The sequence below is a fragment of the Campylobacter sp. BCW_4338 genome (genome assembly GCF_001763255.1).
GTDB classification, from domain to species: Bacteria; Campylobacterota; Campylobacteria; order Campylobacterales; family Campylobacteraceae; genus Campylobacter_D; species Campylobacter_D jejuni.
In genome coordinates, this window is the sequence record NZ_MJYJ01000041.1 from 1 (window position 1) to 16,000 (window position 16,000).

Annotated in this window: 17 protein-coding genes, 2 tRNA genes and 1 rRNA gene; 4 read left to right on the forward strand and 16 right to left on the reverse strand. The window is 31.4% G+C overall.

Going from position 1 to position 16,000, the window contains the following annotated elements; all coding sequences use genetic code 11:
- Positions 1–523: 523 nt before the first annotated feature.
- The 5 genes from AJN69_RS03935 to AJN69_RS03955 form a co-directional block, all read right to left on the reverse strand.
- A tRNA-Ile gene (locus AJN69_RS03935) sits at positions 524–600 on the reverse strand.
- Positions 601–608: 8 nt separating this feature from the next.
- A tRNA-Ala gene (locus tag AJN69_RS03940) sits at positions 609–684 on the reverse strand.
- Positions 685–787: 103 nt separating this feature from the next.
- Positions 788–2,300 (reverse strand): 16S ribosomal RNA (locus AJN69_RS03945).
- Between the two features lie 520 nt (positions 2,301–2,820).
- On the reverse strand, positions 2,821–3,558 hold the full coding sequence (locus tag AJN69_RS03950) for a hypothetical protein (RefSeq protein ID WP_053872949.1): 738 nt from the start codon (positions 3,556–3,558) through the stop codon (positions 2,821–2,823).
- Positions 3,551–4,777 (reverse strand): hypothetical protein, encoded by a 1,227-nt coding sequence (locus AJN69_RS03955; RefSeq protein WP_070210152.1) that lies wholly within the window; start codon positions 4,775–4,777, stop codon positions 3,551–3,553. Before AJN69_RS03955 ends, AJN69_RS03950 begins: the two co-directional genes overlap by 8 nt.
- Before the next feature lie 127 nt (positions 4,778–4,904).
- Between AJN69_RS03955 and AJN69_RS03960 the strand changes: the two genes are divergently transcribed.
- A complete protein-coding gene (locus AJN69_RS03960; RefSeq protein ID WP_070210151.1) occupies positions 4,905–5,489 on the forward strand; it encodes a YigZ family protein in 585 nt (194 codons plus the stop codon).
- Between the two features lie 43 nt (positions 5,490–5,532).
- Here AJN69_RS03960 and AJN69_RS03965 read toward each other — a convergent pair whose 3' ends face one another.
- The 6 genes from AJN69_RS03965 to AJN69_RS03990 form a co-directional block, all read right to left on the reverse strand.
- A complete protein-coding gene (locus AJN69_RS03965) occupies positions 5,533–5,916 on the reverse strand; it encodes a hypothetical protein (RefSeq protein WP_070210150.1) in 384 nt (127 codons plus the stop codon).
- 75 nt (positions 5,917–5,991) lie between these two features.
- A complete protein-coding gene (locus AJN69_RS03970; RefSeq protein ID WP_002859498.1) occupies positions 5,992–6,327 on the reverse strand; it encodes a hypothetical protein in 336 nt (111 codons plus the stop codon).
- On the reverse strand, positions 6,317–7,894 hold the full coding sequence (locus AJN69_RS03975; RefSeq protein WP_044778539.1) for an ABC-F family ATP-binding cassette domain-containing protein: 1,578 nt from the start codon (positions 7,892–7,894) through the stop codon (positions 6,317–6,319). The genes AJN69_RS03970 and AJN69_RS03975 overlap by 11 nt, the downstream gene beginning before the upstream one ends.
- 129 nt (positions 7,895–8,023) lie before the next feature.
- Complete coding sequence (locus AJN69_RS03980; RefSeq protein WP_044778537.1) at positions 8,024–8,440, reverse strand: hypothetical protein; 417 nt, start codon at positions 8,438–8,440, stop codon at positions 8,024–8,026.
- A 12-nt stretch (positions 8,441–8,452) separates the two neighbouring features.
- A complete protein-coding gene (locus AJN69_RS03985; protein WP_044778536.1) occupies positions 8,453–9,085 on the reverse strand; it encodes a toxin-antitoxin system YwqK family antitoxin in 633 nt (210 codons plus the stop codon).
- 8 nt (positions 9,086–9,093) lie between these two features.
- Positions 9,094–9,321: a superinfection immunity protein gene (locus AJN69_RS03990; RefSeq protein ID WP_002855619.1), complete on the reverse strand. Its 228-nt coding sequence runs from the start codon at positions 9,319–9,321 to the stop codon at positions 9,094–9,096.
- A gap of 168 nt (positions 9,322–9,489) precedes the next feature.
- Here AJN69_RS03990 and AJN69_RS03995 point away from each other — a divergent pair, with 168 nt between their 5' ends.
- Positions 9,490–9,699 carry a transcriptional regulator gene (locus AJN69_RS03995; RefSeq protein ID WP_002778401.1) on the forward strand — a complete coding sequence of 70 codons (210 nt, stop codon included), beginning with the start codon at positions 9,490–9,492 and terminating at the stop codon, positions 9,697–9,699.
- A gap of 60 nt (positions 9,700–9,759) precedes the next feature.
- Positions 9,760–10,716, forward strand: a complete 957-nt coding sequence (locus AJN69_RS04000) for a membrane protein (RefSeq protein WP_044778534.1) — start codon at positions 9,760–9,762, stop codon at positions 10,714–10,716.
- 4 nt (positions 10,717–10,720) lie between these two features.
- Here the strand turns inward: AJN69_RS04000 and AJN69_RS04005 are convergent, their stop codons facing one another.
- Positions 10,721–11,293, reverse strand: coding sequence for a YceI family protein (locus tag AJN69_RS04005; RefSeq protein ID WP_002868710.1), 573 nt, complete (start codon positions 11,291–11,293; stop codon positions 10,721–10,723).
- Positions 11,294–11,366: 73 nt separating this feature from the next.
- Complete coding sequence (locus AJN69_RS04010) at positions 11,367–11,729, reverse strand: HIT family protein (RefSeq protein WP_070287882.1); 363 nt, start codon at positions 11,727–11,729, stop codon at positions 11,367–11,369.
- 106 nt (positions 11,730–11,835) lie between these two features.
- On the opposite strand from AJN69_RS04010, the gene AJN69_RS04015 reads away from it, so the two are divergent.
- Positions 11,836–12,540 (forward strand): putative metalloprotease CJM1_0395 family protein, encoded by a 705-nt coding sequence (locus AJN69_RS04015; protein WP_070287883.1) that lies wholly within the window; start codon positions 11,836–11,838, stop codon positions 12,538–12,540.
- 107 nt (positions 12,541–12,647) lie between these two features.
- Here the strand turns inward: AJN69_RS04015 and AJN69_RS04020 are convergent, their stop codons facing one another.
- The 3 genes from AJN69_RS04020 to AJN69_RS04030 all read right to left on the reverse strand — a co-directional run bounded on the left by AJN69_RS04020 (position 12,648) and on the right by AJN69_RS04030 (position 15,999).
- Positions 12,648–13,340 carry a hypothetical protein gene (locus AJN69_RS04020; RefSeq protein WP_053872204.1) on the reverse strand — a complete coding sequence of 231 codons (693 nt, stop codon included), beginning with the start codon at positions 13,338–13,340 and terminating at the stop codon, positions 12,648–12,650.
- Positions 13,341–13,547: 207 nt separating this feature from the next.
- Complete coding sequence (locus AJN69_RS04025; protein WP_070210148.1) at positions 13,548–15,269, reverse strand: GMC family oxidoreductase; 1,722 nt, start codon at positions 15,267–15,269, stop codon at positions 13,548–13,550.
- A gap of 1 nt (position 15,270) precedes the next feature.
- The gene (locus AJN69_RS04030; RefSeq protein ID WP_002870810.1) at positions 15,271–15,999 is read right to left on the reverse strand and encodes a gluconate 2-dehydrogenase subunit 3 family protein; all 729 of its coding nucleotides are present in this window, start codon (positions 15,997–15,999) and stop codon (positions 15,271–15,273) included.
- Position 16,000 lies beyond the last annotated feature (1 nt).

The following is a 16,000-nucleotide window of genomic DNA, read 5'->3' on the forward strand; positions in this document are numbered from 1 at the left end:
TTATTGATTCTAAAACGCATCACTTCCTTGTTAAAGTTTTTATGATAAGACTTCTTTATCTTAAGACGGAAAGCATTCAAACACTTAATATAAAACTAAATGATTTAGTCTCAACTAAGCTGTGAGTTTGAAACTTGTCTTTAATTTATAATCCTTAAATCTAATATTCTCTTTATTCATAGAAATAAAGACAGCTAAAAGTTAAGTTAAACTAAAGAAAAGATAAATAGGTTTTATCCTTTAACAAGTCCTGTAAAATTGTTTTTATTAAAACTTGCTTGTGACTCTTAACAATGATAATTAAAAAGAACATTTAGGTTTAAAACCTAAAGGAAGTATATATATTAACATAATCATTATAAATATAAATACATAATGTATATGTTATTTATATCTATTAAAGTATATTCTTTTATAGCTAAAGATAAAAATAAATCTAAGTATTTAGAGTTTATATTTTATATTTAATCTACTTTATATACTTGCTTTAGATTTTAAAGCTTCTTTATTCAAATCTTTTTTATGGTGGGCCTAACAAGACTTGAACTTGTGACCTCACCCTTATCAGGGGTGCACTCTAACCAGCTGAGCTATAGGCCCTTAATAAATGGTGGAGAATAGCGGGATCGAACCGCTGACCTCCTGCGTGCAAAGCAGGCGCTCTCCCAGCTGAGCTAATTCCCCATAAACAATTAGCTTTATCATCAATCTTTGAAATCTAAACAAGAATCAATTGAGTTTATATATTTGAAGTAATAGTTGTGAGACTTATTACTTTGTACTCTAGAAAGGAGGTGATCCAACCGCAGGTTCTCCTACGGTTACCTTGTTACGACTTCACCCCAGTCGCTGATTCCACTGTGGACGGTAACTAGTTTAGTATTCCGGCTTCGAGTGAAATCAACTCCCATGGTGTGACGGGCGGTGAGTACAAGACCCGGGAACGTATTCACCGTAGCATGGCTGATCTACGATTACTAGCGATTCCGGCTTCATGCTCTCGAGTTGCAGAGAACAATCCGAACTGGGACATATTTTATAGATTTGCTCCACCTCGCGGTATTGCGTCTCATTGTATATGCCATTGTAGCACGTGTGTCGCCCTGGGCATAAGGGCCATGATGACTTGACGTCGTCCACACCTTCCTCCTCCTTACGAAGGCAGTCTATTTAGAGTGCTCGGCCGAACCGTTAGCAACTAAATACGTGGGTTGCGCTCGTTGCGGGACTTAACCCAACATCTCACGACACGAGCTGACGACAGCCGTGCAGCACCTGTCTCTAAGTTCTAGCAAGCTAGCACCCTCATATCTCTATAAGGTTCTTAGGATATCAAGCCCAGGTAAGGTTCTTCGCGTATCTTCGAATTAAACCACATGCTCCACCGCTTGTGCGGGTCCCCGTCTATTCCTTTGAGTTTTAATCTTGCGACCGTACTCCCCAGGCGGTACACTTAATGCGTTAGCTGCATTACTGAGATGACTAGCATCCCAACAACTAGTGTACATCGTTTAGGGCGTGGACTACCAGGGTATCTAATCCTGTTTGCTCCCCACGCTTTCGCGCCTTAGCGTCAGTTGAGTTCCAGCAGATCGCCTTCGCAATGGGTATTCTTGGTGATATCTACGGATTTTACCCCTACACCACCAATTCCATCTGCCTCTCCCTCACTCTAGACTATCAGTTTCCCAAGCAGTTTAATGGTTAAGCCATTAGATTTCACAAGAGACTTGATAATCCGCCTACGCGCCCTTTACGCCCAGTGATTCCGAGTAACGCTTGCACCCTCCGTATTACCGCGGCTGCTGGCACGGAGTTAGCCGGTGCTTATTCCTTAGGTACCGTCAGAATTCTTCCCCAAGAAAAGGAGTTTACGCTCCGAAAAGTGTCATCCTCCACGCGGCGTTGCTGCGTCAGGGTTTCCCCCATTGCGCAATATTCCCTACTGCTGCCTCCCGTAGGAGTCTGGACCGTGTCTCAGTTCCAGTGTGACTGATCATCCTCTCAGACCAGTTAAGCGTCATAGCCTTGGTAAGCCATTACCTTACCAACTAGCTGATACTATATAGTCTCATCCTACACCGAAAAACTTTCCCTACTCAACTTGTGTTAAGCAGGAGTATAGAGTATTAGCAGTCGTTTCCAACTGTTGTCCTCTTGTGTAGGGCAGATTAACTATACCTTACTCACCCGTGCGCCACTAATCCACTTCTAGCAAGCTAGAAGCTTCATCGTTCGACTTGCATGTATTAGGCACGCCGCCAGCGTTCACTCTGAGCCAGGATCAAACTCTCCATAAAAATTATAGATAGTTTAATCTTTTTCTTCAAAGAAAAAGTTATAAAAGATTAAAAGAAAAGCTTTTAATCTTTTTAAATTAGATTGAATAGATTTTACATAATTACTTATGCCTAAATCTTTCTGGCTCAATCGATCACTTATTTAGATTTCAAAGATTGACTAATAAGATTTGAATAACAATACTAAGTTAAAAGAACAAAACAAAAAATCATTTTTAAAAGAAAAGTTTTTAAATTAAAAACAAGATTTATAAAAAAGCTTTTTAGTTTTAAATTAAAAAATTAAGAAAGTTAAAAACTCAAATAATTTAAAAACTTAAAAAATCTAAAATAAAGTTAATTTATAAAATCTACTCAGTTAGTGAAACTTTATAATTTAAAAGATTTTAAGTCCTTTTTTTCAAAAAAGGAAATGAAAGTATAACCAATTAAACTTAAAAGGGGATTAAATAAAGGATTAAATAATATAAATATTTGTGTAAGTATTTATATAAGTATTTGGTGGGTTAAAAAATGGGGGCTATATTTTAGAGCACTCGTAATTTTTATTTTTTATATTAACAAATTGACTTTTAAGTGTTTTAAAATCTGGAATATAAGCATAACCGCTAAGCGTATCTATAACGATACAAAGAGCATCCTTTTTTGATAACAAACGTATAATGCAATCTGAATTATTCTTTGCTAAAGTTTTTTCATATGCATAATTGGCATTTTTTAACGGAGAATACACTCTGCCCATTTCATCAAATACTAATCTAGTAAATCCTGAACAAGATCCTTTAAATTCAACCTTTTCTATTCCGAATCTTTTTGTAAGATTAAATCTTTGTGTAGTTTTTTCATCATCTTTACTAATAACTCCACTTTGACCTGAATTCATTAATTTGTTATGATTGATTACATCAACAGCAATTTCTCTATCTATATTGATTTCAGTTTTACCTAAATTAGCATTTCCATCGCCATTTTTATCCAAGAAAATAGTATATGTTTGATCATAACCTGTGGCAGCTGATTTTATAAAATAAATCTGCCATTTACTTTTAAACCACTCTCTTTTTGCGATAGCCAACTCATCAACTCTTATGCCTTCTTGCATCATGGCTAAACTTTGGGTATATTGGATATCATTAAGAATTTGTATTGCACCTTCTAGTAGATTGTCTTTTTTTAAGTAAAGACTGCCTAAATTAAAAACTATACCTAAAATGAGAATTATAAACACAAATTCCAACAAACTGAAAGCTTTAATCATAGTTTAAAATCTGATATACTTTTTCATATTTTCCAAGTTTTACTTTAACAATTTTTTTGTCCATATCATGCTTATCGGCTTGTTTTAAAGCTTTTAAATAAAACTTATTGCTATTTTTTATTCCATAAAATCGCAATCTTTTTTGCAAACTTGGGGCTGTTGCAAGCTCTAAAACATCTTGTTTTTTTAATTCTAGCGCCAATTCTTTAGCAAAATGATAATTATTGGCAAAATGACGATTTGGATTGTTTATGAAATAATACAATAATTGATTAGCGACGATTAAAAAGTAACAAAATATCAAAAAAATTATAGAACATTCTATAAAGATTTTATACCTTAATCGAAAAACTGGTAATCTCACCCTATAACTTTGCATTAAAGTTTTTATAAGTAAAGGAGTGCAAATAACACAAAAAGGCAAAAAATCATCTAAAAAAAGTTTTTGTCTTAAAGAAAGCAACAAACAAAATACAAATGTTACGCTCATTAAAAACCATAATAAATTTTTATATTTCTGAAAAGTCAAACGATAAATAGTATAAAAAAAATACACAAAAACCAAAGGAGAAAAACATGCAGCAAAAATTCCTAAAGTATCTAAAAAATAACCTCTTGGACGACCACCTGTATCAAAACCATAAAAACTAATACTCGCTCCAAACAAAACAAGAGATAAGGTAAATAAAATAGCATTTCTTTTATAAATTCCAAAAAAGAAAAAAGTTAAAAATAAAATATTAAAAGATTTATCAACAAATAACACTATAATCAATAATATATAAAAAAGCCATTTTTTTTCATATTCGTAAGCACATAATATAGCAAGGGTTAAAAAAATCACCAAAGATGCGGCATTAACCAGTAAAGCACTTGCAACAGTACCCGGCAATAAAACAAATAACAATAAAGAAAAAAAAGCATCAATTTTAGTTTTAGTATATTTTAAAGCTAGCAAATACAAAAGCAAACAACTTAAAAAATGAAAAAATAAAAAAGGAAGCCTTAAACCAAAATCATTTTGCCCAAAAATAAAAGTTCCAAAATGAGATATATAATAAAGCAAACTATGGGAAAAAATAAGTGATTTACCCTGCTCACCAAAATAAATATCAGCTTCATCAGTACTAATACTCAGTGTTGAAATTCCATAAAGCAAAGCCAACAAATCAAGACTAAGTAAAATGATGATAAGTTTATAATTTTTGATTTTTTCCATAATGAAAATTTTACAAAATTAAACTTAAAATATCAATGCAAATCATATAAATATCAAACATCTTAAAAATTAACATCAAATTGATTTTAGTTTTTATAAGTATAATTTTAAACAAAAAAAGGCAAAAATGCAAACTATTGATCAAATTTTTCAAACACAAATCGATATTAAAAAATCTATTTTCTTATCTTTTCTTTGCCCTTTTAAAGATTTTAAATTTTTAATAGAAACGCTAAAAAAAGAGCATCCAAAAGCTGTTCATTTTGTCTATGCTTATCGTGTTTTAAATGATTTTAATCAAATTGTAGAAGATAAAAGCGATGATGGAGAACCTAAAGGAACTTCTGGAATGCCAACTTTAAATGTTCTAAGGGGCTATGATCTTATCAATGCGGCTTTAATCACTGTAAGATATTTTGGCGGTATAAAACTTGGTACAGGGGGACTTGTAAGAGCCTATAATGATGCGGCAAATGCCGTGATTAATAATTCTTCTTTACTTTCATTCGAATTGAAAAAAAATATAACCATTGCTATTGATTTAAAAAATTTAAATCGTTTTGAACATTTTTTAAAAACTTATTCTTTTAATTTCACAAAAGATTTTAAGGATTGCAAAGCTATATTACATATCAAATTAAATGAAAAAGAGGAGCAAGAATTTGAAATTTTTTGTAAAAATTTTGCACCTTTTGAAATAGAGAAATTATAAATTCTTGCAAGTAAATACAAAAGCTCCAAAATGGAGCTTTTGATTAAATTGCGTTCAATAAATCATTTAACAAAGTATTATTCTTACTTTGTTCATTTGCACCTTGTTGTGTAAGATCATTGTGAACGCTAGCACTTTGAGCTCTCATAAACAACTCGCCTTCATTTTGTCTAAAACGATAAGCGTAAACATTTGACATTTGAGCATAATTACTTAAATTTGAATTTGAGTTTTGCGCATTGCTTTGAAAACTATTGCTAGAATTTAAAGCATCTCCGCTTGACTTCTCATCCGCCTTATTTAATATATCCATAAAATCAGAATTTCCAGATGAAGAATAATCTTCAACCTGTTTATCCACCTGTTTATACTGACCACTAATAGCATCGTATTCATACGAGCTGATCGTTCTATAATTTACCTGCATAGTTTTCTCCTTTCAAAATATGCAAAAACTATACAAGCAAAAAGTGTTCCTTTTTTATGCAAAAATTAATGTTTTTCAATCATGATGAGTAGGCAAATGCTCCACATCAAGCTCATTATTGGCTATAAATTCTTCCTTGGCTTTTTTACAGTTTTCATCACGCATTTTGCGGTATTCATTGCGAATCGTGATTTCTTTATCGCTTAGAGGTCTATCTTCTAAAAAACTAATATGAAAATAAGTATCATCGCTCTTTGAATAAGTTTTATAAAAATCTATATAATCAAAATAATCCTTGCCATTATCAAACTCTACGACCTCTTCTATATAAATCGTAGGTCCAAAACCCTTGTGATTTTGCGTATAGTGCCCAAAACCTGCGCTGTATTGAATTCTAAATTTAGCCATCATTTTCTCCTAAAAATTCTTGATAAGTTCCACGAAAATCCGTAAGCTTACCATTTTCTAAATGCCAAATTCTATTAGCAAAAGCAGAAACTAACTCCCTATCGTGGCTGATACAAAGCACTACACCTTTAAAATTATATAAAGCTTCACCTAATGCAATAATACTTTCAAGATCTAAATGGTTATCAGGTTCGTCTAAAAGCAAAAAATTCGGACGCTCTAGCATTAAACGAGAAAGCATTAAACGATGTTTTTCACCCCCACTTAAACTTGCTGCCATCTTTTCTTGATCACTGCCACTAAAAAGCATTCTACCTAAACACTTACGGATTTCATCTAGATCTTTAAATTTTTCACTCATAAGCCATTCGTAAAGTTTCAAATTTTCACAAATTAAATTACTTGTATCTTGAGGAAAATATCCAAGCTCTATAGTTGCCCCAAGATGTATAAATCCACTATCTGGACTTATAGCATGGGCGATGATTTTTGCCAAAGTACTTTTGCCCACACCATTTGCCCCAATCAAAGCGATTTTATCATTTTTTTCTATTTTTAGCTCCAAATTTGAAAATAGTTGTTTATCATAAGCCTTGCCTATACCTTTAAATTCTAAAACTTCATTACCTATTTCACGATTGGTTCTAAAAACTATGCTAGGATCTCTACGGCTTGAAATTTTAATCTCTTCAAGCTCTAGTTTTTCAAGTGCCTTAGCGCGGCTTGTGGCTTGTTTTGCCTTAGAAGCATTCGCACTAAAACGGCGAATGAAATTTTCTAATTCTTCTCTTTCTTTCAAGGTTTTATCGCGTTTAAGCTCAGCTTGTTTTGCCAAAAGCGTTGAAGCCATATACCAATCATCGTAATTTCCCGCAAAATCACGAATTTGTTTAAAATCCACATCCAAAATTCTTGTGCAAATTTTATTTAAAAAATGCCTATCATGAGAGATGACAACCAAAGTCCCTTCATGTCTTAAAAGTTCATTTTCAAGCCAAGAAATCGCCTCTAAATCAAGATTATTTGTAGGCTCATCTAAAAAAAGCACATCCGCACCCAAAAATAAAACTTGAGCCAGTAAGACTTTAAATTTATCCGCACTTTGTAAGGTGCTCATTAAAGCATCAAAATCTTTAATCTTTAAAGAACTTAAAATTTTTTCACAACGTGTTTCACAATCATAATTTGGATCTTCTTCAGCCGTTATTATCTCAAGCTCACCTAAACGCTCATTGATCTCATCAGTAAATTCCTCGCTCATATAAAGCTTTTCTTTTTCTTTTAAGGCCTCATATAAACGCTTATTTGCACACATCACTGCATCTTTGATGGTGTAGTTTTCAAAAGCAAATTGATCCTGTCCTAAAACTGCGATTTTCAAGCCTTCATCAAATACTATTTCACCACTACTTGACTCAATTTCTCCTGAAAGAATTTTTAAAAAAGTCGATTTTCCCGCACCATTAGCACCGATAAGTCCATATCTTTGTCCTCTAACAAGCTTTAAATTAACATTTTCAAATAAAAGCTGATTTGCAAAACGCATAGTAAGATTTTTTACTTCAACCATGATTTTCCTTAAATTTTTTACTTATAAAAATTTTTAAGAAATTGTATCAAAAAAAGACTTGAAATTAATTGAGTATAAAATATTAGTAAGTCATGAAATTAATTCTATTGACTTACTTTAATAAAAATATTATTGGAAATCTCCATTGATATAAGTTATATCTGTAATTTTCACTTGATTTATGTTAGAAACCTTATAAACAACACTCCAAAGACCTTTTCTCTGTTCCCCTTTTAAGACAGCATTAATCGTAGCCATACAAGAATCAAAATTAAGATCAAAATTTGAAATGGAATTAATTTCGATCATATCAGTGTAATTTACCATTCCATCATGCTTAGCCATTTCTTTGAGGCCTTTTACATAATCTTCATAATCAATCCCTTGGGCTTTAAGTCCGGATAATTCATAAAGATTTTTAAAAATTTCACTAGGAATTTTTTCTTTAAGATTTGAAACAACTGCCGTATTATCACATTTGTCTAATGAGTTGGCCTGAAGCAAGGCAAACCCCATTAAGAAAAATAAAATTACTTTTTTAAACATATCTAAACTCCTCTAATTTTTAGGTTTTGCTACTAAAATACCATTTCTATATTCTTCTTCTCTTACAATCTCCCCTTTTTTATATTCTCTAAAGACTCCATTTTTAAGTCCATTTTTATAATTCTCTTCGTCTTCTAAGGCGCCATTTTCATCATAACGCTTTTGCACTCCATCAAATTTACCTTTATTATCAAAATTATAATCACACATTAAAGTTCCATTTTCATAATATTCCTTGTAATTACCTTCAAATTCTGGCATACCATCTTCATTATAGCCAAGTAGTTTTCCCTTTGCTCTCATATTTCCATTCTCATAATAGCTTGCAAAATCACCATATCCGCGATTATCTTTAAAATGAACCTCCTCAAGTAATTGCCCATTTCTAGAATATTCCCTGCTAATTCCATCTTTTTTTCCATTTTTATAATTTTCTTCAGCTCTTAGCTGACCATTGTCATAAAAAGCTCTTTTTAACCCATGTATTCTTGAATCTTTATTATAGGGAATTTCTTCTTTTAAATTTCCATTTGGATATTTGTTTTGCTGAACTCTAGCCACATCGCTAGGTTGTCCAGGAAAATCACTTCCACAACCACTTAACAACATCGCAATTAAACTACAAATGCTTAAAAATTTTGTCATTTTTTCTCCTATTTCTCATTTTTTTCTTTAATAATAATAGTTTGCTTAAAACTTCCCGTAAAAGACCATATTAAACAAACAAGCCAAACAATAATAGTCCAACCAAAAAACAAATTTAGCAAAGAAATTATCAGCCAATTAGAATGCTTTCTGCTCAAACCAATAATAGCGGGCAACATGTATAATACAAACAATAATATTGTTACAAAAATAGACCCGCCACTTGCACCTTCCATGTAATTCTCCTTAAATAAAAATTTTATAAAAACTATTATTCCATACTATAACTTAATTAATATTGAAATATTAAATATATTTTATATAAAAGATTGAATATTTCAAGTGTTTTTAATAAAGAAATTTTAATGTAAAATTTTTTAAAGGCTAAATTTTTAAGGTAAAAAATGACAAAAAAGAGCAAGCGTGATATGGCATATGAACTAGACATTGATGTTAGCACTTTATATAATTGGAGAAAATATAAACCCAATTTATATCGTATTGTTATGCTTGGCTTTAAATTTGATGAACTTTTAGAAAATAGCAAAAAAACTCATGAAGAATTACTTCATATAGAACAAACCATACAAGATGAAATTGCTAAATTTAAATAAAACCCGCTTTTAAGCTTTTTTCTATACAATTATCACTTTTATTAAAATCAAGGATTTGAAATGTTTTTATTAGATTTTTTAATATCATTGAGCTTTATTTTTGAAATTTCAGCACTTGTGTTATCCTTTTACTTTAAAAATTCAAAAATTTTCTTTTTGACTTTAGTATTATTAGGAGCCAAGTTACCTTATTTTTATACAAGTTTTTTTCAAGCTAATTTATTTGTCGCCTTGTTTTTACCTATGGTTTTTACCCTATTTTGCCTTGGAAAACACCATGCTTTAATTTTAAATAAAAAAAATATTGCTTCAATTACAACCCTTATTTTTATAGGCATTTTAAGTATCATTTTACCTAGAAATACTACTTTTAATAGCGCTAGTTTAGAATTTCATTTTATTGCATTAGATTTTTTTAAACCTGTGAGTGAATTAGGATTTTTATTTTTTTTAGTCGGCTTAATACTCATTTTTATCAAAACCTTTAAAACTAAAGAATATTATCTTCTTATCGCATTTTTTACTGCGTATTTTCAATTTTTATTCCAAGAAGGAGCAGGAATAAGATATTTTGAATTTGCAAGCTTGGTTTTTTGTCTTTATCTTTTAAATTACGCTTATAGGTTAGCTTTTTTTGACACCTTAACAAAGCTACCCAATGAAAAAAGCCTTACACGCTTTACAAAAGGAAAAAACAACTATATCATTGCCTTGCTTCATTTTAATGAACTAAAAGATACCAAAGAAAGCTATACCAAACTCATTTTAAAACAAATTGCAAAAATTTTAAAACGCTTTAGAGCAAAAATTTTTATCGTAGAAAATGATTTTATTTTAATTTTTAATGATAAAAATCAAGCTTTAAATCATCTTGCTTTTTTAGAATCCACCTTGAAAAACACGGAATTTAATTTAGAAAATGAAAATTTTAAACCGGATTTTAAATTGATTTGGCAAGAAAGTGAAGAAAATTTGGATAAAAATTTACAAAGTCTAAGAGCAAGACTCTTAGACTAAAAAATTATTTTTCGTTTGCTTCAACTTCGATATTTAAATTAATATCATCACTTAAAGTAATAGTTGAAGTACTTGTTGCAAATTTAAAATCAGAGCGTTTGATTTTTCCATTTAAAGAAAATCCTATTTTTTCTTTTCCATCTTTGCCTTTAGCTACACCGCCGATTTCAGCATCTAAAACGATATCTTTAGAAACTCCAGCTATAGTTAAAGTTCCTGTCATTTTGCCTTTTTCATTATCGATTTTTTCATATTTTTTCATTGTAAAAGTCATATCAGGATATTTTTTTGCTTTGAAAAAATCATCTTGTTGTAAGTGATTATCTCTTGTTTGATTTTCTGTATTTACAGATGCGATTTTTATAGTTGCATCAAGCTTTTTAAATTCAGCACTCGCAGGATCAAAATCAATCACCGCAGAATAATCTTTGAAATTTCCTTTTACATTGCTAATTTGTAAATGTTTGATTTTAAAACCTACATCTGTATGTGCTTTATCTAAAGTATATTCTTTAGCAAACAAACCTGTGCTTAACAAAGACACCGCAACCAATGAACTCAATAAAACTTTTTTCATTTTTTTCCTTTTTTATAGTAATTTTCAATATAAAAATTTTATTAGATAAAACATAACAAATCATTAATAAAAATTAAAAAATTTTACTATTTAAAAATTTTACAAATTCTTCAAATTTAGGCAAATCAAGCTTTATTACTTCTCTTTGCTGTTTTCCCCACATACACTCAGGAAAAAACGCATCTTCTTTAAATCTTGCCATAACATGAAAATGCACCCTTGGCACATAATTTGCAAAAGAGGCGATATTGATTTTTTCAGGTTTGTAAAATTCTATCATAGCCTTTTCACAAATTAAAATTTTTTCAAAAAGTTCCTTTTGCAACTCTAAAGGACAATCGCTAAATTCTTTATAAATTTCTTTAGTAAAAATTTTAAGCCAAGGCACTTGAGCCTCCTCTTTCTCTATATAAATCAAATCATTTTCATAAATCATTACATTCCTTTGAAATTGTATTTATGATTATTTTACAAAATTTATCAAATTTTTAAGTCAAAATGCGTTAAAATTCCTAAAATTTAAAAAACAAAAAGGAGGATAAATGCAAATTAGTTCAAGTTATAACTCTTATGATTACTACTCTAGCAAACCTTCTTTTGATAAAACAAATCAATCTGATTCCACTCAAAAAGATGAAAAAAATCTTAGTGAAAATAAAGATGACAAAGAAAAAAATGGCGAACAAACCCAAATGGTTAATGGCGTAGAGCTAAGCCAAAAAGAAGTAGCTCAAGTTCGCGAACTCCAAAGTATCGATAGAAATGTAAAGGCTCATGAAGCTGCACATCAAGCAGCGGGCGGTGGCTTAGCAGGTGCCGCAAGTTTTACTTACACAAGAGGCCCTGATAATCAAATGTATGCTACAGCGGGTGAAGTTCCTATCAGCATGCAAAAAGGAAACACACCAGAAGAAACTATAGCCAATGCAAGACAAATCGCAGCAGCAGCTATGGCTCCTGCTGATCCTAGCCCACAAGACTATAAAGTTGCAGTAAATGCTGCAAAAATGGAATTTGAAGCAAGAGCTGAAGCAATGAAGCTTAAAGCCGAGGAAGCCAAAGAAAAAGAAGAAGAAAATAAAGAAAAAGATGACAAAAATTCAGAAAATAGCTTAGAAAAAACAGATAAAGATTCAAAAAACAACGATAAAAATTCAAATTTTGATAAAGATTTTAAAAATTTCATAGCCAAAACTTATCAACAAAACTCACAAAATAACGACATTAAATTCAACATCGCATCTTAAAATTCTTAATTTAAATAAAAAATTTCCTTATGAAAATGATGGCTTGAATTTATATGTTAAGATATTTAACATTTTTTATCCTTTTTATAATTTAAATTTTTGCATTTTCAAGCCTTAATATCTATACTTTTTGGTGCAGAATTTAAAGAAAGGATTTTGTTAAATTCTCCTGCATCATCACTAAATTTCACACCAAAAAGAAGTTCTAATTCTTTACTAGTGCTAAATTTACCTTCTAATAGTTTTTTTACAAGCTCATTCATTTTACTATCATCTTTGTAAGTTTCTTTGTTTTTACTTTCTGCTTGTATAGGTTTGAAAGTTTCTTTGTCTTCTTTTTGATTGTTTTTATTAGTTAAGAACCTATCTATATCTTCTTGAGTAAGTGGCTTACCAAGTTCATTAAAAAATTGTTTTTCCCTTTGCGCCCTTTCAGCACCCCATATTTTCTCAAATTCATTCATACTTGTAAGAGTTTTTAAAAGATCAACTTTTCGTCTATGAAGTGCGGACAAATCTACGCCTTCTGTAAGATAGTCTGTGCCAAATTTATTAAGTATTTTTATTTCATCCTTGCTTAGTTTATCTTCCATATATCTTTTATATAAAGAGTTTTCTACTTCTTTTACATCAGCAGATCCATTATAGCCATTTTCTTCTTTAAATTTTTCAAGATCTCCAAATTTTTTTATTATGGATTCATAATAAGCATCATCATCATTTTTAAGCACAGCTTTTTTATTGCTTGTGTTATTATTTAGATAATTGATATTTGTATATTGAGTATCAAAATTTACCATAGAAAACCCTTTTTTTATGATATTTTATTAAAATAATCTTGGATTCCAACCACCAAGAGCAGACTACATTTGCCTTTTTGTATAATTATAGTTTGAATAAGAATTTGTACCATTAATCATTTTCGCCTTCCTTGATATTATATACTATATCGGAAGAAAATTAAAAATTTATAATCTTGAGAGTTTTCAAAAACTCTCAAGTTATTATCAAGCTAAGCTTTTTCCACTTTTATGATATTTTAAAATACCTTCAGCACAGCGATAAGCCAAAGCTCCCACAGTATCAGTTGGATTATATCCACTATTGTGTTGGAAATTTCCTGCTCCTACAACAAAAAGATTATCCGCATCCCAGTGTTGTAAATAAGTATTAACCACACTAGTTTCTCTATCTGCGCCCATGGTTGTTCCACCTGTGTTATGAGTAGATTGATAAGGTACAACGCTATAATCCTTAAGATAAGCGCCTTTTTTAATTGATTTTACTCCTTGCATTCTTTTTGCTACCTCAGCTGTTTTATCTGTGATAAATTTATGCAAAGCTCTATCTTGATCGGTGAAATTATAAGTTAAGCGTAAAAGTGGCATACCAAAAGCATCTTTATAAGTTGGATCAAGACTTAAATAATTATTCTTATGAGGCAAAGAAGCACCTTGTCCTGCTACGGTAATAGCTCTTGTGAAATTATAGTTTAATGCTTTTTTAAATTCAGCACCCCAAGTTGGAGCTCCTGCTGGAAGTGGGGCTGATTGTATAGGGCGAGTTCCAAGCTGAACGCTATAAATCATAGCTCCATGAAGGAATTTTTCCTTAGAATGATCAAAATTATCTCCGTTAAAATCATCACTCGTAGTTCCTAAAGCACCTGAACCCATGAAGGTGTTAAATTGCTCATCAAAGAAAGCTGTTGTACCCATATTCATTTGGTAACAATAATTTCTACCTAAAGTTCCTTTACCTGTTTTTGGATCGTATTGCTCACCTATGTTGCTTACCATTAAAAGCTTAGCATTGTTAAACATATAACTTGTAAGCACAACTATATCAGCAGGCTGGATATACTCTTTCATCGTTCTAGTATCGACAAATTTTACCCCTGTTACTTTTCCGTCTTTTTTAAGAATTTGCGTTACATTGCTATAAGTGCGTATGGTGTATTTACCTGTGCTCATAGCCTTTGGAATTACTGTGTTTAAAGGACTTGCTTTTGCGCCATACTCACAACCAAAGCGTTCACAATACGCACAGTATTGACAAGGAGCTAAATCTTGACCATCAGGGTTTGTATAGCCACCTTTAGAATTTGAAGCTGGCAAACGATAAGTGTGTAAATTTGAACTTTTTGCTGCACTTTCAAATCGTTTAAGCATTTTAGTATTTTCAAGAGGTTCTTGTGGATAAGGACTAGATCTAAAAGCTCCCATTTTTTCTGCTAAAGGATTTGGCTCACCTGATACCCCACAGGTTTTTTCAAATTTATCATAATAAGGCTCCATATCCTTATAAGTCACACCCCAATCTTGCAAGGTATAATCATTACCTAATTTATTACCATATCTTTGTTTGCTTAGGGTTTGAATTTCAAAGTCATAAGGCATAAACCTAAAAGTCCAACCATTCCAATGCACCCCTGCACCGCCAACATTATTACCCAATAAAAACGAACCCATTTTACGATAAGGCAAGGCTAAACCACTAGGATCATGGCGAAAAGTCACAGTGTCTTTCGAGCAATCTTGCATCAAACCATAATTAATCCCATATCTCCACTCATCATGGATAAAATTAAAATTTTCAGTACTTTGCATATGTCCGCGTTCTAAACTAAGTACATTCAAACCTGCTTTAGTAAGCTCTGCAGCCACTATACCTCCAGTCCATCCTGCTCCAACTGTTACCACATCTACTTTTTTTAATACTTCAGCCATTTTAACTCTCCATATCTGCTAAACCCATAGGTTCAATGTTAAAAAATTCATCACTTGCAATTTTATCCACATAGCTCATTTGTGCGCCTGGATATTGCATCATTCTCCAACCATTTTTATTATCATTTCCGCCATAAATTGGATCAGCTAAAACTCCAGCTACTGTCATATCTCTTAAAAGTGTGAAAAAATAAGAAGATTTAAAACCTGTAGTTTGAATTTTTCCTTTTTCAAAATCGCTTAAAATTTTATCCTGATCTCCACCTTTAAGCAAAGAAAAAGATTTTTTATAACGCTTTTGAGCATTTTCTTCAAGAGCATGCACGCCTTCTAAAAAAATATCTTTGCGTTGCATAGGAGTTTGATAGCCTTGTTCAGCTTTACCCTCCATGAAAGGCCCTTGCATATATTCTCTATCATTATAACCATAAGCACTAGCTAGCTGATTATCGATAAAATAAGGCACGCCTAAACCTATAGCTCCTTCTCCTTGCTCATCTTTAGGATAAATTCTTTCACAGGCTGCACTTAAGGTATCAAATTCAGTTTGAGTTTGAAAAAACATTCTACCTCTAACTTTATTTGATTTCCCTTGTGAAGCTTGATGCGAATGCGTAAGTTCTGCTGCCTTTAAAACAGCACCGCCACCTATAGTGCTAGCTGCTACTACAGAACCACCTAGAAGCCCTAGTTTAAAAAAGCTTCTGCGATCAATAATATTGTCTTGCATT